At 37.0% G+C, this 26,900-nt stretch carries 19 protein-coding genes; 5 read left to right on the top strand and 14 right to left on the bottom strand.

Annotation, left to right across the window (positions count from 1 at the left end; genetic code table 11):
- Positions 1-69 precede the first annotated feature (69 nt).
- The 3 genes from arfB to JKP34_RS11360 all read right to left on the bottom strand — a co-directional run bounded on the left by arfB (position 70) and on the right by JKP34_RS11360 (position 1,644).
- Entirely contained in the window at positions 70-486 is a 417-nt protein-coding gene (gene arfB, locus JKP34_RS11350; protein WP_201921240.1) for an alternative ribosome rescue aminoacyl-tRNA hydrolase ArfB, read from the bottom strand.
- A gap of 70 nt (positions 487-556) precedes the next feature.
- Complete coding sequence (locus JKP34_RS11355) at positions 557-1,252, bottom strand: DUF998 domain-containing protein (RefSeq protein WP_201921244.1); 696 nt, start codon at positions 1,250-1,252, stop codon at positions 557-559.
- A gap of 92 nt (positions 1,253-1,344) precedes the next feature.
- Positions 1,345-1,644, bottom strand: a complete 300-nt coding sequence (locus JKP34_RS11360) for a response regulator transcription factor (RefSeq protein ID WP_236664969.1) — start codon at positions 1,642-1,644, stop codon at positions 1,345-1,347.
- 241 nt (positions 1,645-1,885) lie between these two features.
- Here JKP34_RS11360 and JKP34_RS11365 point away from each other — a divergent pair, with 241 nt between their 5' ends.
- Positions 1,886-3,127: a cation:proton antiporter gene (locus JKP34_RS11365; protein WP_201921250.1), complete on the top strand. Its 1,242-nt coding sequence runs from the start codon at positions 1,886-1,888 to the stop codon at positions 3,125-3,127.
- 67 nt (positions 3,128-3,194) lie between these two features.
- Here the strand turns inward: JKP34_RS11365 and JKP34_RS11370 are convergent, their stop codons facing one another.
- Positions 3,195-6,791, bottom strand: coding sequence for an ABC transporter permease/M1 family aminopeptidase (locus JKP34_RS11370; RefSeq protein WP_201921254.1), 3,597 nt, complete (start codon positions 6,789-6,791; stop codon positions 3,195-3,197).
- On the bottom strand, positions 6,785-7,687 hold the full coding sequence (locus JKP34_RS11375) for an ABC transporter ATP-binding protein (protein WP_201921257.1): 903 nt from the start codon (positions 7,685-7,687) through the stop codon (positions 6,785-6,787). Before JKP34_RS11375 ends, JKP34_RS11370 begins: the two co-directional genes overlap by 7 nt.
- Positions 7,688-7,869: 182 nt before the next feature.
- Here JKP34_RS11375 and JKP34_RS11380 point away from each other — a divergent pair, with 182 nt between their 5' ends.
- Both JKP34_RS11380 and JKP34_RS11385 read left to right on the top strand, forming a co-directional pair.
- Positions 7,870-9,366 (top strand): sensor histidine kinase, encoded by a 1,497-nt coding sequence (locus JKP34_RS11380; RefSeq protein WP_201921260.1) that lies wholly within the window; start codon positions 7,870-7,872, stop codon positions 9,364-9,366.
- Positions 9,363-10,091 carry a LytR/AlgR family response regulator transcription factor gene (locus JKP34_RS11385; protein WP_201921263.1) on the top strand — a complete coding sequence of 243 codons (729 nt, stop codon included), beginning with the start codon at positions 9,363-9,365 and terminating at the stop codon, positions 10,089-10,091. The genes JKP34_RS11380 and JKP34_RS11385 overlap by 4 nt, the downstream gene beginning before the upstream one ends.
- Before the next feature lie 21 nt (positions 10,092-10,112).
- Here the strand turns inward: JKP34_RS11385 and JKP34_RS11390 are convergent, their stop codons facing one another.
- The 3 genes from JKP34_RS11390 to JKP34_RS11400 form a co-directional block, all read right to left on the bottom strand.
- Positions 10,113-10,709 carry an SDR family NAD(P)-dependent oxidoreductase gene (locus JKP34_RS11390; protein ID WP_201921266.1) on the bottom strand — a complete coding sequence of 199 codons (597 nt, stop codon included), beginning with the start codon at positions 10,707-10,709 and terminating at the stop codon, positions 10,113-10,115.
- 28 nt (positions 10,710-10,737) lie between these two features.
- A complete protein-coding gene (locus tag JKP34_RS11395) occupies positions 10,738-10,989 on the bottom strand; it encodes a hypothetical protein (protein ID WP_201921270.1) in 252 nt (83 codons plus the stop codon).
- A gap of 64 nt (positions 10,990-11,053) precedes the next feature.
- A complete protein-coding gene (locus JKP34_RS11400) occupies positions 11,054-11,302 on the bottom strand; it encodes a hypothetical protein (protein WP_201921273.1) in 249 nt (82 codons plus the stop codon).
- A gap of 165 nt (positions 11,303-11,467) precedes the next feature.
- On the opposite strand from JKP34_RS11400, the gene JKP34_RS11405 reads away from it, so the two are divergent.
- Positions 11,468-11,797, top strand: coding sequence for a rhodanese-like domain-containing protein (locus JKP34_RS11405; protein WP_201921276.1), 330 nt, complete (start codon positions 11,468-11,470; stop codon positions 11,795-11,797).
- 221 nt (positions 11,798-12,018) lie between these two features.
- Positions 12,019-14,052: a glutamine--tRNA ligase/YqeY domain fusion protein gene (locus JKP34_RS11410; protein WP_201921279.1), complete on the top strand. Its 2,034-nt coding sequence runs from the start codon at positions 12,019-12,021 to the stop codon at positions 14,050-14,052.
- Positions 14,053-14,192: 140 nt separating this feature from the next.
- Here JKP34_RS11410 and JKP34_RS11415 read toward each other — a convergent pair whose 3' ends face one another.
- From JKP34_RS11415 to JKP34_RS11440, 6 genes are all read right to left on the bottom strand, one after another.
- Positions 14,193-16,274 (bottom strand): sensor histidine kinase, encoded by a 2,082-nt coding sequence (locus tag JKP34_RS11415; protein WP_201921282.1) that lies wholly within the window; start codon positions 16,272-16,274, stop codon positions 14,193-14,195.
- 8 nt (positions 16,275-16,282) lie between these two features.
- Positions 16,283-17,914 (bottom strand): tetratricopeptide repeat protein, encoded by a 1,632-nt coding sequence (locus tag JKP34_RS11420; protein WP_236664970.1) that lies wholly within the window; start codon positions 17,912-17,914, stop codon positions 16,283-16,285.
- Complete coding sequence (locus tag JKP34_RS11425) at positions 17,911-18,840, bottom strand: PorP/SprF family type IX secretion system membrane protein (protein WP_201921289.1); 930 nt, start codon at positions 18,838-18,840, stop codon at positions 17,911-17,913. Before JKP34_RS11425 ends, JKP34_RS11420 begins: the two co-directional genes overlap by 4 nt.
- Before the next feature lies 1 nt (position 18,841).
- Positions 18,842-23,110, bottom strand: coding sequence for an HYR domain-containing protein (locus JKP34_RS11430; protein WP_201921292.1), 4,269 nt, complete (start codon positions 23,108-23,110; stop codon positions 18,842-18,844).
- A 106-nt stretch (positions 23,111-23,216) separates the two neighbouring features.
- Positions 23,217-24,356, bottom strand: a complete 1,140-nt coding sequence (locus JKP34_RS11435; RefSeq protein ID WP_201921295.1) for a PepSY-associated TM helix domain-containing protein — start codon at positions 24,354-24,356, stop codon at positions 23,217-23,219.
- 6 nt (positions 24,357-24,362) lie between these two features.
- Positions 24,363-26,732 carry a TonB-dependent receptor gene (locus tag JKP34_RS11440; RefSeq protein ID WP_201921297.1) on the bottom strand — a complete coding sequence of 790 codons (2,370 nt, stop codon included), beginning with the start codon at positions 26,730-26,732 and terminating at the stop codon, positions 24,363-24,365.
- Positions 26,733-26,900: the final 168 nt, after the last annotated feature.

Consider the following 26,900-nt stretch of genomic DNA (forward strand, 5'->3'; position numbering starts at 1 on the left):
TTGAACGTATCAACTAAACTCAATTGCTAACAATAAACTCTAAACTATCTCTGTTGTTAAGCTGTGTAATCATTCCAATTTAGGTGGTTTCCTTAAGGCTTTCTTTTCGCCATGGAGCTTTTTAGCTTTTAACCTTTTCTTGATAGCCGATTTGCTCGGCTTAGTTGCCTTGCGTTCTTTCTGCTTTTCAAAGGCTTTCTTAACCAGTCTATCCAGTTTTTTAAAAGCAATGGTTTTGTTTTTAAGCTGTGAGCGTTGGCTATCCACCGCAATTAGTAAGTCACCAGCATTAGTCAATCTTTTCCCTAAGCTTGCTTGCAGTTGTTCTCGCTGTTCTTGCTTGAGTACTTTAGAATCAATTACATTCCATTTGAGGATTACCTTTGTCTCTACCTTGTTTACGTGCTGTCCGCCCGGCCCGCCACTGCGAGCTGTCTGAATCACTACTTCTTTCCGAATAGCCGTTAAGGATGGCCTTGCTACCATAAATCTAACTTTTGATTTACTAACAGCGAGTTCATTTAGTTGTTCCTAGCATATGAAAAAGAAGTGCTTATCAATCCTCAAAGAAGAACTCTCCTTTTATCAGCCAGGAAAAACCAAAACTTTCTATGGCAAGTACTTCCATCCAGAAAGTGATTTTGAGGGCATCATAACGTGCTTCGCTGATAATATCGGTATAGCTCAATAAACCAATTACCGCTATGGACAGCACCATCAGCACGGCACATACACGGTAAATAGTGTTTCTGATAATTTTATTTTTACTTCGCTCTCCTTTTGGCTTATTGGATTTCACAAATAAGAAGAATGACATATAGGCCAGTGCCATAAAGAAAACCGCAGCAGCAAGCAGGTGAAACTTCTCGCTTACCGTATTGGGTGGCGTATAGCTAATGGCAAAGCTGTCCTCCAACAAACAAGGATTGGCCAATAAGTTATCTGTAGGAAATAAGATGACACAAATAGCAGCTACGCCTGCTATGCAGGAAGCAATAAAATCGGCTTTCTTGTCCTTATAGTTATACACAATTAGGAACATGGAAAGCGTAGCCATCACGCCAATAAAGATGCTATTCGATCGGGTATAATAGTAATGACTGATAGATTTCAGTACTTCCACATGGCCTGAAGTAAGGTATAAAAACAACCAAAGTAAAAGCGGCAACAGCATGCCATTTAAGCCTACTACTCTTCTGAAGTTTTTGGTAGAACTAAGCCAGATGTTGGGGCTTGAATTTTGCGTACTCATAATATCCTAGATAGATCCTACTTATAAATAGCGTTAATTTACGAAATACTAGCAATACCCAAGTTTGGGTATTTATAACGCAAAATTAACCATCAGACTAAATTAAAGGCCAAAGCAAACTGAAATAACTCCACTGCAGATTTAGCTTTCAGCTTTCTGATAATATTTTTACGATGTTGCTCCACGGTAAGCCTGCTAATATAAAGCATCTCCCCTATTTGTGGATTATTATAACCCTCTGCCAGGTATTGTAGAATTTCCTTTTCGCGCTGAGTTAAACATTGAAACTTTTGTTGATGTGCTAATCTGAATTGTTCCTGCTTCCTGATTCTTTTTAATTTAAAGGCAAAGGAGGAAAGCTTATCTCGCCTTTGTAAGGTTGTGGTTGACATGGTTCGTATATTAGGTTGACGTAATGAAAATACAAACATCTGCACCGATCAGTCAAGTTAAAATTCAAATATTTTCAAATAAAGCTTTGATTCGCAATTAGTTACGATGGTATTTAAATTAAATAATCTACCTTAATGGACACTCATCTTATAAAAAGATCATACTCATTACTTTGAGTGAAATTAATTTTATTTATTAAAACCCAACCACATTCCTTAATTTACAGCTTAAAATGAAGACATGAGTATATTTCAAATCATAACTATCTTATTTGTTATCTCGGCTCTTTTCAGCTACATCAATGTCCGCTTTTTCAAGTTGCCCACCACCATTGGCTTAATGATTATGGCGATGATATTCACTTTGTGTATTACGATATCCTCTTTATTTACTGATGTTCTGTTAAAAGAAGCAGTTGCTATCATCAACTCAATTGATTTTAAAGAAGTATTGATGGATGTGATGCTAAGTTTCCTGCTTTTTGCCGGTGCTTTGCATACTAATTTGACACACATTAAAACACAGCGCTACCCAATCTTTTTGTTCGCCACCTTTGGCGTGTTAGTATCAACCTTCCTGATTGGCACTATAGCTTTTTATTTACTTAATTTCATGCACTTACCTATCAGCTACCTGCAAGCCTTGCTTTTTGGTGCCTTAATCTCTCCTACTGATCCCATTGCCGTATTAGGGATCCTTAAAAAGGCTGGAGCACCTAAAAATCTTGAAACCAAAATTGTAGGAGAAAGTCTTTTTAATGATGGTATAGGCGTTGTGATTTTCCTTACGCTCTTTCAACTGGCGGCAAGCCCTGAGGCTGATGTTTCTTTGTCGCATATAGGTTTTCTCTTTCTGGAAGAAGTAGGCGGAGGAATCCTGTTAGGTTTGGGCCTGGGTTACCTTACCTATTGGCTGTTAAAATCTATTGATAATTATGAAACGGAAGTGATGCTCACCATTGCTATGGTCAGCGGAGGTTATTTGTTGGCCAGCAGTCTGCATTTTTCAGGTCCATTAGCCATGGTGGTGGCCGGTCTTTTCATAGGCAGCGACAATAAAAGAACCACATCAATGAGTGAGGTGACTGAACGCTATGTAGATAAGTTCTGGGAGTTGTTGGATATATTGCTTAATGCCATACTCTTTGTTTTAATAGGCTTAGAAGTATTGATCTTGAGCTTTGAAGGTAATTTCGTTCTTGCAGGCCTCATACTTATTCCAGTGGCACTATTGTGTAGATACCTAGCCCTTTCAGGTCCTATTATCCTCTTAAAAAAGCGATTGAACTTTGTACCCAACACAGGTCTGATTATGACCTGGGGAGGATTGAGAGGTGGAATTTCTATTGCTCTTGCCCTTTCCTTAACCGATGAAATGAATCGCGAACTTATTGTGGCCATTACTTATATCATCGTTGTCTTTAGCATAATTGTACAAGGCCTTACTGTAGAGAAAGTGCTGAAATGGTTGAAGGTCAGTTGAGGATAACACTTGATTGGTTTCAATGAAATAAGGGGAATCATTTTAAGAACTGATTCCCCTTATTGACTTATAATGCTTTTAAATTATTACTAACATTCTTATCGAGTAATACATGATGAGGATCGATACCAACTAAGGTCGGTTTGTCTTCTACTATGAAAGATAATTCTGTTATCTCTGCATCAATAAATTGGTCTTTAAGGTAAAGTATATGCTGCTCTTTAAACCTATCTCCGTTAAAGATTCCAATCTTAACGGGCAGACTAAATTCAGCCTTCTCTTTGCTGCCGAAACCATCTTCTTCCCATTTTTCAGCTTTTAAAGTCATTGTAACTTCATAAGTGCCGTTGTCTAATTCTTTATAATCAGCCTGCTCAACTGATACATCATAGGTTACTATTTTCTTAAACCAATCATTTAATAACTCATGCTGAGTTGGTGGTGTTACTGCATATAATTCAGTCAATAACTCATTAACGGTAGCGGGTTCTTGCGGGTAAGCATACTTATCAATCAGATTTTTGAGCGCCTTATTCAATGCCGCTTCTCCAATTAATTCCTTTACGGCATACATGACCTTTATCCCTTTGCTATAAGGGATATGTTGATGATCATATCCGGCTTTATACAACGGCACTTCCTCCTTAAATCCTCTATTTCCAAAATAAATACCTTGCTCAATATCCAAGGCATCGGTAATAAGCCTGTGGTTTTTATAGGCATGTTCATAGATCATCAATTCTGTATATTGTGCAAGTGTTTCCGAAAGTACAATAGCTCCTTCCATAACAGGTGCATCAAGCTGACCGCCCCACCATTGATGTCCCAACTCATGCCCTACAAACTGAGCAATTACATCTATGTCCGATGAGTCTTTTATCTGTGTAATAAAGCCCATCTTTTCATTATGATAAATAGTATTCGGATAGCTGGTTGCTCCAAAACCACCTGTAAAACTTGCTACTTCAGCATACCTGAAATGATCGTATTGATAGGCTCCGAAATGCTTAGTGCAGTAATCAAGTGTTTGTTTGCTTAGCTCTATAATCCTGTCCACATTATATTGGTGTTTAGGATGCGCATAGACTTCAATATCCACTCCCTTATACGCGACAGTTTTCTTTGCATAGACTGCTGATGAAAAGGCAAAACGAAAAGGAATTTTCCGATCCATTTTGTAATGGAAATAATTTCGATTGCCTTCAGTCCATTGTTTGATAAGCTTACCCTGACCAATAGCAGTTTGCGGTGCTTTGGTTGATACGATGGTCTCATAACTGATATAGTCATACATATCTTTACCAACTGCTTTTTCTTTTTCAAAATCCTCAAATGTATTGATGCGCTCAATCCTTTCAGGCATACCACGTTCTTTTCTGGCATCTACGCTTGTAATTTCCATCTCAGGATTATAACCGAATTGTGGAAAAAACTCGCTGATCCGCATAAATGAGCCGTTTCCTATAATGGCATTCTTGATATCATGCTGTGCAAAACCTGACCATCCGGATTCAAAACGAACAAATACGGAACATGCTTCATCAGGTTTTAAGACTTCATCGAAGTCTATCCAGAATTGACCAAACCGCCCATCAGGATTTACTAACTCTCCTTTTTCAATGAAAATAGAATCTAATCTGGAGGCCTTATGCAAATAGAGCAAAGCTTTACGCATAGGCTTTTTAGTTTTATTCCTTATCTGATAGCTTACTTCCACTTTATATTTTTGTTGATCAGGATATAAGTCTACCTTAGAATTAACTGAGGTAATTACAGGTTGAGGCATCTCCTCATAAGCCTTGTACTTTTCTTCATATTGTTGTGCCCAATCTCTCACCTGTTCATTGGTAACATACTCATGTGCTATATTGGTTTTATAGAAAATAAAACCTGCACTTCCGAGGGGCACCAATATTCCGAAAGCCATAAACAGACTATTTCTTAGCGTAAGCTGTCTGAAAAAATTGAAAATTCGCTCTTTAAAGCTATAGGCTTCACCCCTTCTCCAGAAACCATAAGTTAGGAGGCCGAAAATCATTGCCAAACCTACCGAGTACAGCATACGCCAATGAAATGCCTCCGCATATGCGCCAAAACCATTAAAGTCAGTATAGTCTACTGGTGATAAAGTAAAGAGTGGAGCTGCATACCTTAATAGCGGATGTTCAATTCCTATGATAGTACTCAATGGGGAGGTGAATAATAGTACAACTGCGGCTGTTAGCAACATACCAAGGTATCTGTTGGTTACTACTGATTGTATTAATAACGATAATACCGACACTAAAACCAATGGCAATCCCGCATAATAGAAGACTTTGAGATAGACCAAAAGCTCAAGCTCAGTATAGCCCATACTTAATTGAGTGCCAATGGTCATCAGTATATTTACCATTATAAAAATGAATGGAATACTAGTAAGGGCTACTAGATTAGAACTATATAATATGAAATTACTTACCGGGCTTGCATCATTGATACTATGTATTTTCAATAGTCTATTTCTCCATATTTGCTCGTTGCTGTAAAAAATGATTATAAATAGTCCGAATACAGGTATCATATCCATAATCAGACTTATCATATTGGCAGTAATCGGGTAAGGTCCTTCCATTCTGCTACCACCGCTTAGCATGCCAAATAGCTCCATGCCAAAAATGAAAATCCATAGTAACAGTATGATCAAAAATGGTATAGACTTAACGATGGCATTCAACTGAATCCTGAATAAGGACCACCACATTAATCTTCTAGTATTACGATTATTTGGATCAACTTCAACAGGATGATAAGCGGCTGATGGTACATCCCTGGTATCTTGAGCTTCGGATTTTTTTTCTTTTCTATCATTTAGCGTTCTAAATGAAAAGTTCGAATAGGTAAAATATAGGCTTATCAGTGCTACAGACAACCATATAATTCTATTAATTAGAAAATGACCTTTAAGCGCAATACTTTGTGTATTCATTTCGATGATGGACCAATCTTTGGTTTGCTCAAAGAAGGCAGACATTCCTAATGGATCTAGCAAAGCAGCTATTTTTACTGCCTCAGCACTAGCAGGAGAAACCCCTGCCATCCATGGTGCACCGGCAAAAATAGAGCCCGCCATATAAAGCACATAAAGTAGAATACCAGAAACATAAACTCCTATCCTATTCTTGGTTAGACTTGATACTGCTAATGTAAATGCTGAGAATAGTAATACATTAGGTAACATAATAACCAATAAGTTCCAGCCATAATGCCAAACAGGAAAGTCTCCTAATCGCTCGGCAGCTACGGAAGGTGATAGAGGTGCCAACATCATACCCAGCACAATAAATGAACAGGTAATGAAGGCTGCCGAAAAGAGACCAATAAATTTGGACCCAAGGTATTGAAATTTATTTACCTGAGAGGTGTTTATTAGTGCTTCCATTTTACTCTCTGAAGCTCTGAGAATAGCGTTGGCTCCTAAAAGACTTACTACAAAAATGGCTCCTATAGAGGTTAGTGCTATACCATAACCTATTAAATAAGGTGAATTAATGTTAACCTGTGGTATTTTTATTCCGAAGGCAGTTAACATAAAACCAAAAAAGACAAATGCCACCGCACCTACCAAAAACAATAGGCTCTTGATATGATACTTTATTTCAAATGCCAGTAACCTGCTTAACATGCTACTCCCTCCTTTCTACCTATTGGGAAACCACGCATTAAAGAGAAATAAACCTCTTCGAGACCGGCATCTACAAGTTCAAAACCTTCTTCTGGCTGGCGATCAGCATAAACATGTATTTGCGTATTTCCTGCAAATAAGCGGCTAGATATCACATTAAATGATTTTTGATGAGCTTCTAGGGTCTCCTTTTTAATTTCCTTCTTCCATATATGTCCATTTAAATTGGTCATCAGTTCCTTAGGAGAACCTTCCAGTAATATCTTGCCACCACCCATCACAGCCATTTTGGTGCATAAATCTCTCACATCTTCTACTATATGCGTGGACAGCACAACTATCACCTGCTCACCAATTTCACTCAATAGGTTATGAAATCTATTACGTTCTTCAGGATCTAGTCCTGCAGTCGGTTCATCAACAATAATGACTTTTGGATTACCTAACAGGGCCTGTGCAATGCCAAATCGTTGCTTCATCCCTCCTGAGTAGCTACTCACTGATTTCTTTCTATGTTGGTATAAATTAGTCTGCACTAAAAGAGATTCAATCTGTTCCTTTCGGATTTTTTGATTGAAAATCCCTTTTAGTATGGCCATGTGATTGAGTAGTTCAACAGCTGACACCTTGGGGTATACGCCAAATTCTTGAGGTAAATAACCCAAATGTTTACGGATAAATTGAGGCTGCTCGCCAATGTCAGTACCATTAAAGATTACATTTCCTTTATCTGGTAATTGAAGTGCAGCAATTGTACGCATCAATGATGATTTACCAGCGCCATTTGGGCCGAGTAAACCGAACATTCCATTTTCAAGGGTGAGATTAATTTGCTGTAAGGCTTTCACACCATTACTATAGGTTTTTGAGAGATGATTAATTTCGAGTGTATTCATTTTTCTTGAGTTGGTTTACCCGAAACTAGAGTGGACAAACTAAGGCAACAATTTAGAATGATGAGCTGGTCAAATATTGTGATGAACTACCTTGTTTAGTTGGTTTTACTTTCATCATGTATATTGAGCCTTTCATCATACTTTTTTGATAAAGGAGTTCAATTCATCTTTATTTGTAGCCTATGAAAGTGTTAAAAAGTTTGGAGAATTTTCTCCTTAAGAGTGATAGCTGGATTTTCATTGTCTATCTATTGGTTGCCAGTCATTTAGAAGTACAGATGCATGATGAAATGTTGATTGAAGACTATTTAGACAATATTTTACTGCTGTTTGCCATTTTTTCGCCACTGTTATTCCTTGAGTTTTTTAAATCTAAGTTCAGTGATCTATCAAAAAATAAGTTTACACTTCATCTGTCTTATTTTGGTATTCAGGCCATTTATTTGGTCATTATAAATCTACTAAATACAAGTCTGTATAACACGCCTCTATTCAGCTTACCAGAAGAGATTCTGGTACTTGTAAGTGTTTATTGGATATTGATAGCGATTGGGCTTCATGTATTTAAAATATACAGAGGACGCTTTAAGTGGGTAAAAAAGATTAGATATATCAACCTGAATAAGGCACTTATATTATCACTCCTGCTAATAGCTGGCCTAATGGCATTACTTATCATTTCAGATTATGACAATTTTACAAGAAACCGCATAGTGGATGCAGGCATTGACTATAAAATAGTAATGAAAAGATTTCCTTTATTTCTAAGCATTTGGCTTCAAGTGTTTATAGCCTATATGGCAGGATTCTTCTTCTATTACCTTAATGCTAATTTCCTCATCCCTAAGCTATTAAGGCAAAGAGGTATTCTCTTTTACATTTTCGGTGGTTTAGGAACTATCTTTATCTTCTATCCTTTGATGGGTACTATTTTAAAATATCTCCCACTTCATCAAACAGTGCCGATCTTATTGCCTAGTGAAAATTATCAGGTGATGGACCCTATTAATGGAGCCGTTGTTTTTGGAATTATGATTGTTAGCATACCCCTCGTTCTCACCTTGGATTGGTTCAAACAGAACAATGAAATAGTTCAACTTGAAAAACAAAATATTGAGACAGAATTAGACCTTTTGAAACAACAGATAAATCCACATTTCTTCTTTAATACCTTGAATAATTTGTATGCCATGAGCCTTGCTAAATCAGATCAAACCTCAGAAGTGGTCATGCAATTATCAGAATTAATGCGTTATGTCATTTATAGAGGTAAGGAAGAAAAAGTCACCCTGGAGGAAGAATTAAAATACATTGAGGATTATATTAGTTTGCAACAAATCAGGCTACATCAGAAACTTGATTTAGCTATATATAAAAACATTTCAAACAAAGACTTAACCCTTGCCCCGCTCCTATTAATTATTTTGGTAGAAAATGCTTTTAAACATGGCATTGAGCCTGCTGAAGGAAGTGCTCACTTAATCATCGATATTAAAGCCGATGAAAATACATTTTTCTTCCAATGTAGTAATACCTATGAAGAAGAAACTAGCAAGAATGGCATAGGATTAGAAAACTTAAAGCGCAGGCTAGAAATTTTGTATCCGGAGCAACACCAACTATCTTTAATTAAAGAAGACAAACAGTTTATTGCTCAACTTAAAATAAACTTTGCATGAAGTTAAGGGCCCTGGTGATAGATGATGAACCTCTTGCGCATGATGTTATCAAAACTTATGCGGAAGATATTCCTTTTTTAGACATAGTGGGACACTGTTATTTAGCGACAGAGGCGATTAGCTTTTTGAATGAAAACCATGTAGATCTGCTTTTCCTCGATATTCAAATGCCAAAGCTTAAAGGGAATGAGTTTTTAAGAACGCTCACTAAGAAACCGGCAGTAATAATCACTTCTGCTTATGAAGAATATGCACTCGAAAGCTTTGAGTTAGATGCTACGGATTATCTCTTAAAGCCCTTTAGGTTTGATCGGTTCTTAAAGGCTGTCAATAAAGTTCATGACCACATTCAACTAAAAAATGAACAATTGCATGAAAATGAAGCCAATGAAGAAGGGAATCATGAAGAAAGCACTTCAAGTTATTTAATGCTCAAGGTAGACAAAAGGCAAATTCATATTGACAGTCGTCAAATCAATTATTTGGAAAGCTATGGCAATTATGTAAAAGTATGGATAGATACAGCCTATCATCTTACACCACGCACGTTGAGTAGTTTTGAAGAACAATTGAATAACAAAGAGTTTTTAAGAGTGCATAAATCCTTTATAGTCCAAAAGGCTTCAATAAATTATATTGAAGGCAACAGAATTGTGCTTAAAAATAAATCAGAAATACCCATAGGTAAAAGCTATAAACAACAGTTTAAGGAAGGTTTATTTTGATAACAGCCAGAGTGATGCAGGTCATTGCTCTCTGATTTTGACTCCTGTCACCCTTTCGCATACTTTAAGGAATTCATCCTGTAGTTGTTCATCATCTGCAGCTTGGTTGTAGGCTTGCGGGTGCTGATGAAAATAGTATTGACCGCTGGCCGTGGCATCAGGATGAGTTGCTAACCAAAGCTGGGTTTCATACCCTTTCTGCAAGTCATCAGGCGCACCAGCTCCGCCCATTTTTGTAGGTACCCAACCCGGATTCACTGCATTCACTTTTATGCTCGGGTATCGTTTGGCCAAGGCTTTGGTGAGTAGCAAAATATGTAATTTAGTATCTCCATAGCCAATACCTTTACAGTCACCAGCCAATTGCTCCAATTTAGCTTGTCCATTGCTGTGCAGACCAGAGCTCAAATAAATCAAACGAGGAGGTAATTTTACCAAAGCCGTAAGCAGATAGGGAGCAAAGGTGTTCACCTCTGCCAGGCGCTTTCCATCTCCCTGATAGATGCCAGCATTATGAATAATGGTGTCAAAAGGTCCTTGTGCATTAATTTTATCTGCTAAAGCTTTGGTTGCTTCTCGATCTGATAAATCTCCGATGATATAAAGCTTACCAGCCAAAATTTTGTTTTATTTCTCTTGAAAACAATCACTTAACGCGTGATTCAGAGTACAAGTCGTAAGCTGCCACCAATGACTCTCTCACGGAAGAACTTCGGAAGCTTTCATAAGAGTTTATTTGTTCTCGCTCTTCAACATAAACAGGAAGGTAAACTTCATCAAAGGCATCCCATACAATAAGTAAATAGGCGTAGCCAATTTTGCTGTCCCGACCTTTTTCAAGCCATTGGTCAAACTCTGCTTCATCTAAACTTTTGGGGAAATCCGTATTATCAAACATTGTCATTAAAGTATGAGTATGCAAATTAAGCAGGCCATGGCTTAAAGAGCAATTCTTTTAGAATCTATCCTACTCTAACTATGTTGGAAATATTTTCTAATTCAATGCGGTAGCTGGCCCATCGCTTACCCTTTACAATAAGTGCCGGTGGTAATTCAGGTACCTTTACTTCACTGTATTCTTTGGCTTCCTTCGCAGCTGTTTCATGCGATGATAGGTTAACATCTATCACATCGCCATTTTTCATTATTACCTCTAGTTGAGCACCAATCGGTAAATCTTTAATTATGTCGTTTACTTCTTGCTCTGTCATATAACCGTTGTTTTTATGCTAAAACCTCTTTTGCAAAAGAGTTGTTTGAGGTACCCCATAAATTAAGCGTTTCACAAAATGGGAATTAGGCGAATCACTCATGGCAGGCTTTTCTAACTGATTTAAATTTGAAATATCAAAAATTAAAACCAAACTATTTCAATTATGCCTAGATATACCAATTTAAAAATGGAAGCTTTTGAGAAACAAATCACATCAGACCCTAATGCTATAGTGTTGGATGTGAGAACTCCGGCTGAATACGCAGATGGTCATCTGGAAATGGCCATAAATGTACCTAACATTAAAGAAATAATAGATTCATTAGATCCTTCAAAGCACTATTTTCTACATTGCCGAGTTGGTGGCAGAAGTGCAGTGGCTTCATTGGTGCTAGCCAATCGCGGATTTCAACATGTATTTAATTTAAGTGATTTGATTGAAAATACTTCACTTCCTCTTGTTAAAAACAAAGCTAAAAGCCTTGCGGCATAATATTTAAAGAACTTTCGTTGGACAATACAAAACTATTCAGCGATTTAAATAATGGTGGCTGAGGTGTTTACAATCTTTTAATGATTGTTTTTGGTAGAGCAAGGTTTTACCTCAGCCCCGTTATTAAATTAATGAGCTCTCTCTTAAAGCTATTTATTATCCACTTACTCATTGTAATTGCGTGTATTTCCGATAATTTTGCTCGTCAATTATCAATACAAATGAAAGAAGGATATAACTCATTAAATTTTATAGAACAGATAGTAGCCGATGATTTAAAAGAAGGCATATCTCAAAAGTCATTAAGATTTAGATTTCCCCCTGAACCTAATGGTTACTTACACATTGGTCATGCAGCTTCCATTTGCTTAAATTTTGGGTTAGGGGAAGATAACCAGGCCCCGGTTAATTTGCGTTTTGATGATACCAACCCTATTAAAGAAGAGCAGGAGTTCGTTGATTCAATTAAAAACGATATCGAGTGGTTAGGTTTTAAATGGGCAAAAGAGTGTTACACTTCTGATTACTTTCAACAGCTTTACGATTGGGCGATACAATTAATAAAAGATGGCAAGGCCTATGTTGATGGTCAATCAGCTGCCTTAATGGCCGAACAAAAAGGCACTCCAACAACTCCAGGAAAGGCAAGTCCTTACAGAGATACCCCAGTTGAAGAAAACCTTCGATTATTTGAGGAAATGAAAGATGGTAAACATGCAGAAGGGACTTATGTATTGAGAGCAAAGATTGATATGGCCTCTCCTAATATGCTCATGCGTGATCCGCTCATGTACCGTATTCTTAACAAGCCCCACCATAGAACAGGAAGTGAATGGTGTATATATCCGATGTACGACTGGGCTCACGGCCAATCAGATTATGTGGAGCAGGTTTCCCACTCTATCTGTACACTAGAATTTAAGCCTCACAGAGAGTTATATGATTGGTTCCTTGATCAAATCATCGACCCGGACAAACTAAGACCGAAACAAAGAGAGTTTGCCCGTAGAAATTTGAGCTATACTGTAATGAGCAAAAGAAAATTGCTCGAATTAGTACAAAGCAAAACCGTAGCTGGTTGGGACGATCCTCGTATGCCTACTATTTCCGGTTTACGCAGAAGAGGTTATACGCCAGAATCGATCAGGAAATTCAGTGAAGTATCCGGCATCACCAAACGTGATAGCGTAACCGATGTGTCATTGTTGGAATACTGCATCAGAGAAGACCTCAACAAAAATGCTACAAGAGTGATGGGCGTGCTTGATCCTGTCAAGTTAATTCTGGGCAACTACCCTGCCGACAAAACAGAAATGTTAATAGCAGAGAATAATCCTGAGATAGAAAACTCTGGATCGCATGAGGTGCCTTTCAGTAAAGAATTATACATTGAAAGAGAGGATTTTAAAGAAGAGGCCAATAGCAAATACTTCAGGTTAACATTAGGTAAAGAAGTAAGACTAAAAAATGCCTATATCATTAAAGGTGAGTCTGTTGAAAAGGATGTAAATGGTCGTATTACAGCTATTCATTGTAGCGTAGATTTAGATTCACGCTCAGGAAGTGGTACCGAAGCCAGCATGCGCAAAGTGAAAGGTACGTTGCACTGGGTTTCTATTGAGCATGCCGTAAAAGCTGAAATAAGAGAGTATGACCGACTATTCCTTGATGAAGCACCCGATAGCCACGAAGAAAAAGGTTTTATGGAGTTCATCAACCCTGATTCACTCAACATAGTGAAAGAAGCTTATGTAGAGCCTTTCCTTCAGAGTGCTTCTATAGATGACAAATTTCAATTTCAGCGAGTAGGCTATTTCACTTTAGACAAGGATAGCAAAGCAGATCACTTGGTTTTTAATAAGACAGTTGGCTTAAAAGATTCATGGGCCAAACAACAGCCTAAGGACAATCAGCCGAAGCAGCAGTCAAATAAAGGCCAGCAAAATCAGCCTAAGAGAAGTGCAATTAGCGAAATCCAGAAAATAAGTAAAAAATACACCAACCTATCAGGTGATAAACTGGAAAGTGCCAAAGAGAACATTCTCCAGCTAGCGGAAGAAGTGACTTATGAGGATTTACAACCGTTATTTAATACTGCAGCTAAAAAGGTAGGAACGCGCATTGGCGTTACCCTTGCGCTAGGCGTATTATTAAAGAAGGGGCAGGCAAAGAATGATGAGATAGAGCAATTTATCGAGGCTGGAAAAAATGACCCTAATGAGTTGCTCAACGAAGCGGCCAAAATGATTGGTTAATTAATCTAATAATTACGAAAGTAAAAGGGAGCCTAAGAGCTCCCTTTTTTATTATTTAAAATTTGGTGCAGCTTTTTGAGTCTAATTATAAAATATAATAATTGAAGCTTTACCAAGCTGAGGGAATTTGAATGATTCATCTAAACTCTTTTAACATCTATTAAAAAATCCAGGGCGTGACCTTGAGAATCATCTACTGGAAGTTCGACCTTTACTTTGGTGTATTTGTATGGTTCAGATTCAAGACTTATCTGCCCTTTTAGTACGTCTACTGATTTCCTCACAATATAAAGACCTAAGCCATTACCTTTAGAGTATTCAGTACCCACATAGAACATATCAAATAACTTATTAGACAATTTATCATCTACACCAATACCATTATCCTTGACTTCAATACATAGCTTATCAGCCTCCTGAGAAATTTTTAGCTGGACTTTCCTGATATTTGAGTGTTTGATACTGCTGAAAAAGAAGGCGTTATCTAATAAATTGCTGATTATCACTTCTACAAGGTAGGGAATAGTAACCACCGTTAATTCTTTGTTGCAGTCTAATTCAAAAGTAAGGTTTCCAGCTTCAATAATTGAACTAAATCTTTCAGAGACCTCTTTAGCCAGATTATATATATTAACCTTTTTAAACTTACCTGGCTGATGTATTTCACTTATGGTGCTCAGTTTCTTAAGAAGCTTATCCATTTGACTATTTGTCTTAAGAATAAGGTTGGTTAGCTGATCATTCTTTGTATCTCTTGATATGAGGTCACTTAAACCGGCAATTGAACAAATAGGTGCTCTTAAATCATGTGATGCCCGATAGAGCACCATGTCTAATTCTTTAAATGTTTGCTCAAGTAAGTTAGTTCTTTCAGAAACTATAGTCTCAAGGTTCTGATTAATGTTATTGACCTTTTCGTTGGCAACTACTAATTGTCTTTGCTGCTTTTTAAGCCTACCCCATAAATAAATTAAGAGTATAATGAGCAAAGCAAAAAATATAGTGATCGCACTTATAAACAATATTCTCTGTTGAAAGCGTTTTTTTTCATCTAACCTCTTTTGTTCACTTTCAGATAGCTTATCCTCTAACTCGGTTAAGTTGAAGTATTTAACCTTCAATTCGTTGATCATTTCTTTATAACCACTGAGGTTTTCATAGAATTCATTCTCATTAGAAAGAAGTAATTCTTCTAATTGATTGATATCATCTAATAAGCTGGCGCGTTCCTGTTTATTCAGGTTGGCTATGCCATTGCTAAGTTTTTCTTTTACCAATTCAATTTTATTTGTGAAGGCAGATTTTTGAGCATTTAATCTATTCCCCTCTCGTCTCACCTCTTTTAGTAAATTTTCCAAATCACGTTCTACAATTGTTGTATCTGTGATATATGTTATAAAGGAAGTAGAATCATTTGATTGACTAATTTCGGCCAACAAGGATTGAAATTTATCATCTAATTTTTGCCTGGTGGATTCACTTAATTCTTCTATTTTAGCATCCTTTAGAAGCGTATAGAATAATGTAAGATCGTCAATTGAGTCAATCTTATTTGAAATAAAAATTTCCCAATTGGGATCAGATGCTGACTTATCAATCGCATCTAATGAAGGTGTATCCTTATCTATAATTGTTACTTGTTGCTTTAGTCTTTCAACCCTAAGAACATACTGATCGTTTTGATAACTGACATTTTGAGGAATGTAACCTTCCACATTAAATTGACTTGTTTCTATTATGCGTTCATTTAATGCCAGTGGGACAATGGCTATTCCATTAGTATTAGTAGCTATATTTACAGTTTTCTCACCAATATAGGTTAGCTTAGCTCCAGCAACAACATCATTGTTTTCATCTTTCAGTAAGAGCTTTACATCTCGGTAGCTTTTCTTTCGGATAGTAAGCTCTAAAATGCCTTTGCTCAAATTCCAGGAAGCAGCCTCCAGGGTAGGATCACCTACTTCAACAGATTTTATTGGAAGCTCATCTTTTTTAAGGTTGGCAAATGCCAAACCTTTATCATTAAGCTCAACGTATTTTCCTTGATTAATAGAGATTTTAATATTTCCGTAAGGTGTCAGTGATTCATTGAAAGCCTTAATTTGAATAACTTGAGTATCCTGTGCCTTTAAATGCTCTACTGATATTAACAAAATGCCTATTAATAGTATATGATATACACTTGTGTAAAGCCTTTTATATTTAAAAGCTCTAACAGACATTTATACTTCTATTTAGGTTTCTTGAAATCATCATTTACAACAACTATTTCATAGCTGTCATTCGCTTTTGAGTATTTGGGTACCTCAAAACTAACAATTCCATCCAATTCATCACTCACTATTCTGATTTTATATTGGCTATAATAAGGCACTGTGAAGGAAAAATTGCCTTCCTTATCTGAGTTTGTTTCCAGCACCTTTTGCTGATTCTTGTTGTCTATTAATACCATTCTCACGTTAGGTAGTAATTCTAATTCGGTTGAATCCATCCAGTTGTGCTCGATGAATTTCACCTTCCCGCTCACTTCTAAAGGATAACTTTGAAGCCCCATATCAAACTCATAAATATCATCATCTAGCCCTCCCCTTTTTCTATTGGACGTAAGAAAGCCATGACGATTCAGTGAGTCAATGGATAAGGCAAAGTCATCAAAGCCTGAATTAATAGGATAACCAAGGTTTTCTAATTCTCCATATCGCTCGCCTATCTTCTTTACTTTAAAAAGATCAAAACCTCCTAAACCAGGATGACCGTTCGAGGCAAAATAAAAAATACCATCTTGTCCCATAAAAGGATGTATTTCATCCCCTGCAGTATTAATTACCTCGCCTACATTACCTGGTTTACTCCAACTACTGTCGGTTAAAACAGACTTGTAAATATCCTTACCTCCGTAGCCTCCAGGTATTTCTGCACTGAAATAAATTTCAGTACCACCTTCATTCATCCAGGGTTCATAAAGTGAATAAGCAATATTGTTATGCGGAAACTCAGCAACTATACTCCATTTTTTACCTTTCTTTCGGGCAAAGAATATTTGTAAGGGATAAACACCTTTTGCATTAGGCTTAGCTGCCGACATGGAGAGCACCATTTCATTATAATCATTAAAGAAGGAAAAAGAAGCTACATGATAGTTAGCGCCTAGTGATTGTGCAAACGGTTCTGAATCTTCATATACCAAAGCATTTATATCAAAAGGATCTGGACGCGTGTCTGTTCTGTAGAAATGATAGAAAGATGTGCCTGCCTTCGTATCTAATTTTTTAATAAGAGAAACAGCTGGTTTATTGGATGTAAAAACTACCCCATCATCATATAAAGATGCCTTTAATTCGCTATACTCTGTATTGATGGAAATGTATTTTACTGCATTCTCAAGAGAGTCTTCTAATAAGTAATTAATATTATTTAACCGCCATATTCTGGCTGCCAGCATTTCATTTTGCTGGTCTTTACTGTATGCCTGTTGATAAATCTCAAGAGCTTTTTGATAATCTCCTATTGATGTTAATGATTCAGCATAATAGAATTTATCGATCTCAGAAAGCCTGTTTTCCTCACTAAATTTTTCATACTTCAACTTGGCATTTGCATAGTTATGGGTAAAATAATAACTCCTCGCTAGCCTTAAATTAATAGTGGAAGGTGCCTCTTTACTCTGAGCAAGATCCTTATAAATTCTGATTGCTTCTAAATAATTCCCATTGACATAATAATCATCCGCCTTGGCTAAATTATTATTGAACATGCCAATAACAGAATCCTGAGCATTAAGCTGAAGGGTAGATAGAAAAAAAGCACCAAGAAATAATGCTTTCAAACTTTTAGTTATGTGATGTAGCACTTTCTCTTTCATCTTGGAGAAACCACTTTAGCATATTTAAACTTAAATAAATAGCGGAGCATAATTTCGCTGGAACTTCTGGTTATGGCACCTACTTCTCCTATGGGAATGTCATAAGCATAACCTATTTGCAACTGAGGTGTAATATGTAATTTCAGTAATAAATCAATGGATTCATCTTTCCTATAAGAAACACCCGCAGATATAATATCATAATAAGTGGTATTTATATTAAGGTCATATGAAAAGGGTGTTCCTTTATAATATTTCAGTAAAATACTAGGGATCAGTTTAAAGCTTTCATTTAGATCAAAACTGTATTTTGTAAAAAGTAAATGATTAAGATTGGTTGGATTTACTTTGATAGTATCGCCAAGTTCATATACTGGTGGTAAAAGTTGGGGAACTGCATATCCTATCTGAAGGTTCCTGTTTCTAAAAAACAAGCCCAGCCCAGCGTCTAAATATGTTTCGTTAAGATTATTAAAAGAGGCAACATTATCGGGAGTTCCTCTTTCTAGGGATTGATAATCGGACTGTCTATTGGTGATTCCCGCTTTAATACCAAATGAGAGAAAGCTATTGACTCCAGTTTTAAGGTGATAAGCAAAATTTGCCGCGGCATCCAATTGGGTATGAATTCCAATGGTTTCGCGATGCAACAGTAACCCTGTGCCAAATTTCTTTCTTTTAAAAAGACTATGAGCACTTAGTGTTTGAGATTGAGGAGCACCATCTATACCAGACCATTGATCACGATGGATAAGATTTAATGATAAGGCCTCATCAGCACCAACATAAGCAGGGTTTATAATGGACTGGTCATACATATACTGGGTAAACTGATTACCCTGTTGCCCATAAGAATACTGAACGCTTAGAGAAGCAATAAGAAAGTTTAGAAAGAATAAATATGTAACAGGTATCGATCTCCTCATGCTATCTGATTACTTCTATAAAGCCTTTTTTTGTTTGAGTAACTGAATTAGATTTAACAGTAATATAGTAAAAATAGGTGCCTGTAGGTACTACTTCTCCATTTTGGTTTGTTCCATCCCACACCACTTGTTCATTGTCATAAGCTTTCGCTTTAAATATTTGACCTCCCCACCTATCAACGATAACTACTTCATTATTCGGGAAATTTTGTAAATCTGATACAATCCATAAATCATTATTACCATCTCCGTTTGGTGTTACCAACTTACTTACCTCAAATTCAATATCTCTTATACTTACATCCACCACAAAAGAACAACTTAATTCATTTCCAAGAGAATCCGTAAAAACATAAGTAACTGTGGTGCTACCCTCATTAAATGTATCTCCCGGTTCATGACTTTTTTGTGCCTGAAAGACAGAACAAAAGCTGTTGACTTCAGGCTCTTGCCATTCTACTATTGCTGAACCACTATCATCAGTTTCAACAGTAATATCATTAGGACAATTGATAATTTCTGGCATCTGGTTATTCTCAACCTTCACCTTAAAGGAGCAACTACTTTCATTACCCGCATCATCGGTAAATGTATATATCACTTCAGTTGTACCAACAGAAAAAATATTTCCTGATTTGAAGTTACTGTTGATGATGATATTGTCATTGGCACAGTTATCACTTAACTCAGGTTCGTTCCAGTTAACTACTGATTCACAAGTATCATCCACTTTTACCAATATATCTTCAGGACAAGAACTAATTGAAGGCGCTGTTTGGTCAACAACATTCACAATAAATGAGCATGAGGCATCATAACCAGCCGTATCAGTTGCTGTGTAGGTTACAACAGTTTCACCCAGTTCAAAAATACTCCCGGAAGCAATATCACTTGTAATCTCAAGTTCACTGCAATCATTAAATACCGGGGATTCCCATGAAACAACAGCCTGACAATTATCATCCGCCCCTACTACAATATCTTCTACACAAGAAACAAGTACAGGCTCATCTTCATCCTCTACGATTACGCTGAATGTACACGTAGTACTATTGCCACTTAAATCAGTAGCCGTATAAGTTACTTCTGTTATTCCTAAGGGAAACTTATTTCCAGGAGCATGTGATGATACAATTTGAATCTGTTCATCACAATTATCTGCTGCTACCGGAACCGACCAATTAGCAGATGCTTCACAATTATTATCTGCTACTACTTGAATATCAGATGGGCAATTGGTGAAAGTTGGAGCTGTTACATCTTGCACTATTACATTAAAGGAGCAGGTACTGGTATTACCAGCATCATCAGTTGCTGCATAAGTAACCTGCGTTGTTCCTCTTTCAAAAGATTGTCCTGAACTGTGGGTCTTTTCAATTGTCAGATTGTTATCACAATTATCTGTGAATGTTGGTGTTGACCATGTAGCAGTAGCGGCACAGCTAAATGCAGGTAATGTAAGTACAATATCTTCAGGACAAGAAGTTATTTCAGGTGAGCTTTCATCTATTACAGTTACATTAAAGCTACAACTTGAAGTATTACCAAAATCATCTTCAGCAGTGTATGTAACCTCAGTGACGCCTAAATTAAATGTGCTTCCTGAGGCAAAATCACTAGTAAGGGTAAAGCTACTGCAATCTTCGAAAGTCGGGTTTTCCCAACTTACTACGGCCTGACAATCATTATTAGCAGCTATTTCAATATCAGCAACACAATTGACTAATGTGGGTGCAACACCATCCGTAACACGAACATTAAAAGAACATGTTGATGAATTACCACTTGCATCTGTCGCGGTATAAACAACCTCTGTTAGACCGATTGGAAAAGAAGAACCTGATTCAATCGAGGGAATTAAATCGACAGTTTCTCCACAGTTATCTGTAACTAAAGGAGTATTCCATGTCACTATTGCCTCACAATTATCTGCGGCAACAGCCTCCAGATCGGCAAGACAGTTTGTAAAAACAGGAGCAGTTTCATCATTTACTGTAACATTAAATGAACAGCTAATTTCATTACCTGAATCATCTGTAGCTGTATAAACAACTTCCGTTGTGCCCGCTTGAAAGGCATCTCCAGGAGCATGAGAACTCTCTACAGTTAATGTAGCGTCACAATTATCTGTAAAAACTGGCGGAGTCCAGCTAGCTGTAACAGTGCAGGAGGAACTACTTGAAGCTAAAGTAATATCATTTGGACATGAAACAATTTGAGGAAGTGTTTCATCTTTAACGATCACATTGAAACTGCATGTTGCAATATTTCCTGCTTCGTCTTTTGCTGTATAAGTAATTGTGGTTGTGCCTACTGAGAAATCATCACCTGAAGAATGGCTACTACTCAAACTTACATTAGAAGTACAATTATCACTCACTGTTGGTGCTGTCCAGTTGGCAGTAGCTAAACAGTTTTCATCAGCGTTCAACATAATATCATCAGGACAATTACTAAAAACCGGATTAGTCTGATCTGTTACCAGAACTTCAAAGTTAAAGCTGCTTTGATTACCAGCCTCATCAGTTGCTGTGTATGTCACTGTTGTACTTCCTATTGGAAATTGATCGCCAGAATTAAAATCCTGATCTATTGTAATATTACTGCTACAATTATCTGTTATAACAGGAGCACTCCAGTTGGCGATAGCATTACACGAGGCATCTGCAGCCAGATTTATCGTAGTTAAATCAGATTCAAACTCAGGAGCTGAATTGTCATTAACTGTAACGGAAAAGGAACAAAAAGCGCTATTACCCGCTGCATCAGTTGCGACATAATTTACAGTAGTGGTACCTAATGGAAAAGTATCACCAGAATCAAAATTGGCCGTTGGCGTAATACTACCATCACAATTATCAGTAACTGTTGGGACATCCCAATTAACAACAGCTTCGCAATTAGCATTAGCAGATATCTGAATACTCGGAGGACAAAGTGTAAATACTGGATTTGTTACATCAGAGACTGTTACATTAAATGAGCAGGTGGTTTGATTACCTTCAGAATCTGTGGCTGTTATGTTTACAACAGTAGTTCCCAGCGGAAAGGTATCTCCCGAGCTATAATTGCTTGAAACGGTAAATGCACTACACTTATCATCAAAAGTTGGATTAGTCCAGGTTGCAGTTGCTTCACAATTGCCATTAGCATCAAGTGAAATATTCGTAGGGCAACCTGATACAGTCGGTGGAGTTTGGTCTTCTACTGTTACATTAAATGAACCTATAGTTTCGTTTCCTCTGGCATCAATAGCGGTATAAATTACCGAATTAACACCCAGATCAAAATTAAAATTCGGTGCGTGTGTTTTATCAACCGTAACCGTACCACCGCAATTATCCACGGCCGTGACTGTGGGCCAACTGACCATTCTTTTACAATTATTCGCATTGGCAGCCACTGTAATATTACCCGGTAAATTGGTGAAAACCGGACCTGTATTGTCTACAACTGTTACATCAAAGGAACAAGTAGCTTCATTTCCTGCCTCATCTAAGACAGAATAAGTAACTGTAGTAGTGCCTAATGAGAACTCAAAATCCTCAGCATAATCAGCAGTAGGTACCAAGCCTGAAGTACAGTTATCGGTAGCAGTAACAGTTGGCCAATCGGTTAATACTGCCTTACAATTTGCATCTGCTTGAATAACTTTATCTGAGGCCGGACATCCACTCAATACAGGATCAATATTATCATTAACAGTAACTGAAAAAGAAGCAATATCGTCAACACTGGCACCGCGTATGGCAACATAAGTTACATCAGTTGTACCGATAGGAAAATCATCTCCCACTTGATAGGTAGATGACAGCATTACACCACAATTGTTTGGAGGCACCCATGCAACAGCCGTATTGCAGCTTGTACCTGCGGTTATTGTTATGTCAGAAGGTAAATCAAAAAATTGATATTTTACAGTTACATCGAAACTGCAAGTAGACTCTTGACCCAAAATGTTGGTGAATGTATAAGTTACTGTAGTAGTGCCAACTGGAAACTGGTCTCCGGGTGAAAAGTTACTATCAGGCGTTAAAGGGATACCTAAGATATCATCATCTGCAGTAGGTTCAGTCCAGCTAACTGCTACTGCACAGTCATCAACAATTTGAGTGGTAATATCTGAAGGACAATTAGAAACTGTTGGAGCCTGCTTAGTTTTATTTAGTTCTACCGCGCAAATTCCATCAGGTGACAAAATCAATATTAAGCCTATTACCAGTGGCAACTTGCTCTGAAAATTCTTAACTAAATATTTCCCCCAATTCATTTCTACTTTTCCTAAACAGAAAGATATATAAAAGCCCCTAAATATAAAACAATTTAGGGGTATTATGATGGTGGTTCAATTAGGGTTCATGTAATGTTTAAGGATTCTAAGACACTACTTTAACAGAATGATTTTTTCTATTTTTGGTTTTATTTCGTCTTCCTATCCAAATTAAGAAGCCGGTTACCGGTAAGGTTGCTATTAATAAGCTACAAAGAAAGGCGAATAGTTTTCCAACAAAACCCAATATTGCTCCTGTGTGAATATCGTAATTCATTCTAATAAGTTTATCGGCTGAGTCAGCATTCTTTAGCTGTCCGTAAATATGATCCACCTCTAGCTGTTTTAATGAATACTGGTCATAATACAAATAATCCATCTTCCAATACGTGTCAACTTCATGATTCACCTCCATCAGAATAGGTGCCTGCTCATTGTTAGGAAAATGCGCTTCAATAGAAGCAGCCTGAGGATATTGAGCTACTGTTCGTTCCCATAATAAATCAACTGGATTTGTAACGGTTGCTTTCAAAGAGTCTATTTGTGAATTAGGAGCAATATATTCAAGAGACTTCTTACCTCCTACTGCTGTATGCAGCCCATCTCTAAACCATTCAAAACCCCAAATTAAACCTGTTAATGCAAAAATGATTGCCACAAAAGCTACATAAAAACCAATTACACTATGTAAATCATAATTTTTTCTGCGCCAACGTGCATTCCATTTAATTTTAAAACTCTTCTTGCGCCCTTTCTTCTTGCGTGGCCACCATAAAAACAGACCTGATATGATCATGATCAAAAAAATAAGGGTAAAACTCGCAACTAATGGTTGACCAATATTAGGGGGAAGCCATAGATAAAAGTGACCGTCAAGAACAATCCTAAAAAAATCAGCATACTCATTTTTCACCTTTAGAACATCCCCTGAATAGGGATTTACATAAACGAAGTAATAATACTTCTCTGCAAATGAATAATAAATAGCTTTGGCGGACTTATCAGTACCAAGGTATTGAACACCGTGCAAATGCTTTCCGGGTAATTGTTGATCTGCTATTTCTTTTATTTTACTTGGAGGAAGTATTTCAAGCTGTTGAGGTGCTACATGTATATAGTCATAAAGCAAATTCTTTATTTCAAACTGAAATGCATACAGACAACCTGTTATGGCTACAATAAAAACCACCAGCCCGGAACTTAATCCGAGCCAGAGGTGTGTTTTCCTAATTACTTTTTTGAGCATGTCAGATTAAAATTTCTGCGTGAGGTTCAATCTGAAATTAATTCCCGGCTCTGCCTGCCAATAGTAAAAATCGGCATAAGCACTGCCAGAATAGAGATATTCATCTAGCAGATTATTGACATTCAAACCTACCCTTAATCCTTTCAACTCATAAGCAAGGGCAGCATCCAATCTAAAATAATCTGGTAGTAATGATTGATTGTCCGCACCCCAATTCCATGAGGAGCGATCATTCTGGTATTGACTTCCCAGTGAAATTGAAAATCCATTTAATGAAGTAGTAGGGAGTTGGTATTTAATCCATGCGTTAGTTATATGTTTCGCATGTCCGGCTACTCTTGTACCAATAATTTCTTTGTTAGTATCTTCAGTAATCTCAACATTGGTAAATGCATAATTAAAAACAAGACTTATGTCATCAGTTATTTTACCCTGTGCATCAAACTCAATTCCTTTAGAAACGGCTTCTCCTAATTGAATTTGTGCATTAGGATTTTCTTTTAGTACTTCCTGATCAGGATGGCCAACTACCATATTTTGTTTGGTGATTTGATACGCTGCCAGTGTAGTGCTCCAACTCTCATCAAACCAATTTCTTTTAATGCCGAATTCAATGTTATTTGCTCTTACCGGAACGAAAGCTTCTCCATCTACCGTAGCTCCTGAAACAGGATTGAAGGATTGATCAAAAACACCGTAAACGGAGGTATAAGGTGTTACCGCATAATTTAGGCCTACACGCGGAGAAAAAACCTGATCATGAGTAGTGCTTCCATAGCTCCAACCATTGTAATCGGTGAATCGTCCGGCTAAAGTAAGTTTCAGCTTATTTTCTAAGATGGAAAGCTGATCTTGTGCGTAAAAAGAAGCATATTGTTGCCCAATTATGGCAGGATAACTTCCTGAAGTGGCTCTTTTTCGGATAGACTGAGACCTATCAAAATCTGGAATTTGGTCTGCTGGCAAACCGTAAGTAGGATTGTAAATATTGAATGTTCTTTCAGGACCAATAATTCCCGTCTGCCACCAATCGGCAAAGTAATCCTTCTGCCCTAAATCCAAACCAATTAAAAAATTATGGTTTATGGCTCCTGTTGATTCTTCTCCCGTCAAAAATAATTGACCAAGTTTGGACTCATTTAAAGCATCAAAACTGCTCATGGTTCTTACTACATCTCCATTCTTGGCCACCGAATTAACCCATAAAGATGATCCTTCCTGACCGTATAAAATATAAGCCAGCTTAGCTGTCAGCTTCCAATTGTCACTAATGCTATGCTCAAAATCAATAAATAAATTGTGTTCATCAACAATTGTAGGATCAATATTAGGCTCAGCAAGGGTAAAATCTCGAGGTAAATCAGCAAAACCATTAGGTGAAAAAACATAGGCCGAGCCTACTAATGACATTTGCATATATTGGTAAATATATGAAGCTGTAATTTTACTTGTTTCATTAATTTGATAAGATACTGATGGTGCTATGGTGTAGCGCTTGGTAAAATCATAAGCTCGTTGAGTACCTTTAGTTGATGCCATAGCATTCATACGATATAATAATTTATCATTGTTAGCGACTTTCCCACCCAGGTCAATGGCTCCTCTTAAGGTATTAAAGCTACCTAGTGTAAAAGATGCTTCATTGGACTGAAACAAATTAGGTTTCTTTGTAACCACATTGTATAAACCTCCGGGTTCACCTGATGAAAGCATAAAACCAGCAGGACCTTTCACAAATTCAATTCTGTCAACTATGGCCATGTCTTCTGAAAGAGGACCCCAGGGAACATCAACATTAAAACCATTTCTAAATGCAGGAATTTTAAATCCACGCATGTTAATCCTTGCAAATGTTCCCCAATGTTCAATCATTTGCGCACCACTGACATTACGCGTTACAGTTTCCAACATATCAAAAGATTGTTGATCTTGAATAAGCTCATCACTAATTACCTGTATATTTTGAGCAGTCCTGATTAATGGCTCCTGCAACCTTAGTGAACTCGATGGTAACTTTTGAAGATAGTTATCTGACTTACCCACAACTGATACTTCGTTTAAACTAGAAGATGCCGGTTCGAGTGTAATAGCGTTGAGCTTAAGCTTTTGATCTCTGGATAGCTCAACAGCTATTGCTTGAGGCGTAAAATCGATAAAAGAAATTCGAAGTATATATGAGCCCTGTGGAACAGATTGAATAATGAAGTTTCCTGAATCATCTGTAACCGATCCTAAGGGAGTATTCAATAATTGCACATTAGCGTAAGCAAGCGGTTCACCATTTGACTTTTGCACCTGCCCTTCAATGCTCGATTGAGCCATGGCTTCAAAACAACTAATGAAGGTTAATAGAATTGATAAGTAGAGTGTTTTCATGTCTTATATTAATTTAGATTAATTATAAATAATAAGACAATTTTAGAATCTACTTAATAAAAAAGCAATCTATTTAGAATATTTCTAAATAGTATTTTGAAAATCCTTAATCTTTCTTGATTACAGAATAGAAATAAATAGAATAATACTACTAATGATTACAGATTG

Origin of the sequence: Marivirga atlantica, from assembly GCF_016734805.1 — a bacterium.
Classification (GTDB): Bacteria; Bacteroidota; Bacteroidia; order Cytophagales; family Cyclobacteriaceae; genus Marivirga; species Marivirga atlantica.

Excerpts from the sequence above, each read along its gene's own strand:
- JKP34_RS11410 (WP_201921279.1), top strand. The coding sequence starts at position 12,019 with ATGAAAGAAGGATATAACTCATTAAATTTTATAGAACAGATAGTAGCC.
- JKP34_RS11370 (WP_201921254.1), bottom strand. The coding sequence starts at position 6,791 with ATGTTAAGCAGGTTACTGGCATTTGAAATAAAGTATCATATCAAGAGC.
- JKP34_RS11395 (WP_201921270.1), bottom strand. The coding sequence starts at position 10,989 with ATGTTTGATAATACGGATTTCCCCAAAAGTTTAGATGAAGCAGAGTTT.
- JKP34_RS11375 (WP_201921257.1), bottom strand. The coding sequence starts at position 7,687 with ATGAATACACTCGAAATTAATCATCTCTCAAAAACCTATAGTAATGGT.
- JKP34_RS11435 (WP_201921295.1), bottom strand. The coding sequence starts at position 24,356 with ATGCTCAAAAAAGTAATTAGGAAAACACACCTCTGGCTCGGATTAAGT.
- JKP34_RS11415 (WP_201921282.1), bottom strand. The coding sequence starts at position 16,274 with ATGTCTGTTAGAGCTTTTAAATATAAAAGGCTTTACACAAGTGTATAT.
- JKP34_RS11405 (WP_201921276.1), top strand. The coding sequence starts at position 11,468 with ATGCCTAGATATACCAATTTAAAAATGGAAGCTTTTGAGAAACAAATC.
- JKP34_RS11425 (WP_201921289.1), bottom strand. The coding sequence starts at position 18,840 with ATGAGGAGATCGATACCTGTTACATATTTATTCTTTCTAAACTTTCTT.
- JKP34_RS11420 (WP_236664970.1), bottom strand. The coding sequence starts at position 17,914 with ATGAAAGAGAAAGTGCTACATCACATAACTAAAAGTTTGAAAGCATTA.
- JKP34_RS11380 (WP_201921260.1), top strand. The coding sequence starts at position 7,870 with ATGAAAGTGTTAAAAAGTTTGGAGAATTTTCTCCTTAAGAGTGATAGC.
- arfB (WP_201921240.1), bottom strand. The coding sequence starts at position 486 with ATGGTAGCAAGGCCATCCTTAACGGCTATTCGGAAAGAAGTAGTGATT.
- JKP34_RS11440 (WP_201921297.1), bottom strand. The coding sequence starts at position 26,732 with ATGAAAACACTCTACTTATCAATTCTATTAACCTTCATTAGTTGTTTT.
- JKP34_RS11355 (WP_201921244.1), bottom strand. The coding sequence starts at position 1,252 with ATGAGTACGCAAAATTCAAGCCCCAACATCTGGCTTAGTTCTACCAAA.
- JKP34_RS11430 (WP_201921292.1), bottom strand. The coding sequence starts at position 23,110 with ATGAATTGGGGGAAATATTTAGTTAAGAATTTTCAGAGCAAGTTGCCA.
- JKP34_RS11385 (WP_201921263.1), top strand. The coding sequence starts at position 9,363 with ATGAAGTTAAGGGCCCTGGTGATAGATGATGAACCTCTTGCGCATGAT.
- JKP34_RS11360 (WP_236664969.1), bottom strand. The coding sequence starts at position 1,644 with ATGTCAACCACAACCTTACAAAGGCGAGATAAGCTTTCCTCCTTTGCC.
- JKP34_RS11365 (WP_201921250.1), top strand. The coding sequence starts at position 1,886 with ATGAGTATATTTCAAATCATAACTATCTTATTTGTTATCTCGGCTCTT.
- JKP34_RS11400 (WP_201921273.1), bottom strand. The coding sequence starts at position 11,302 with ATGACAGAGCAAGAAGTAAACGACATAATTAAAGATTTACCGATTGGT.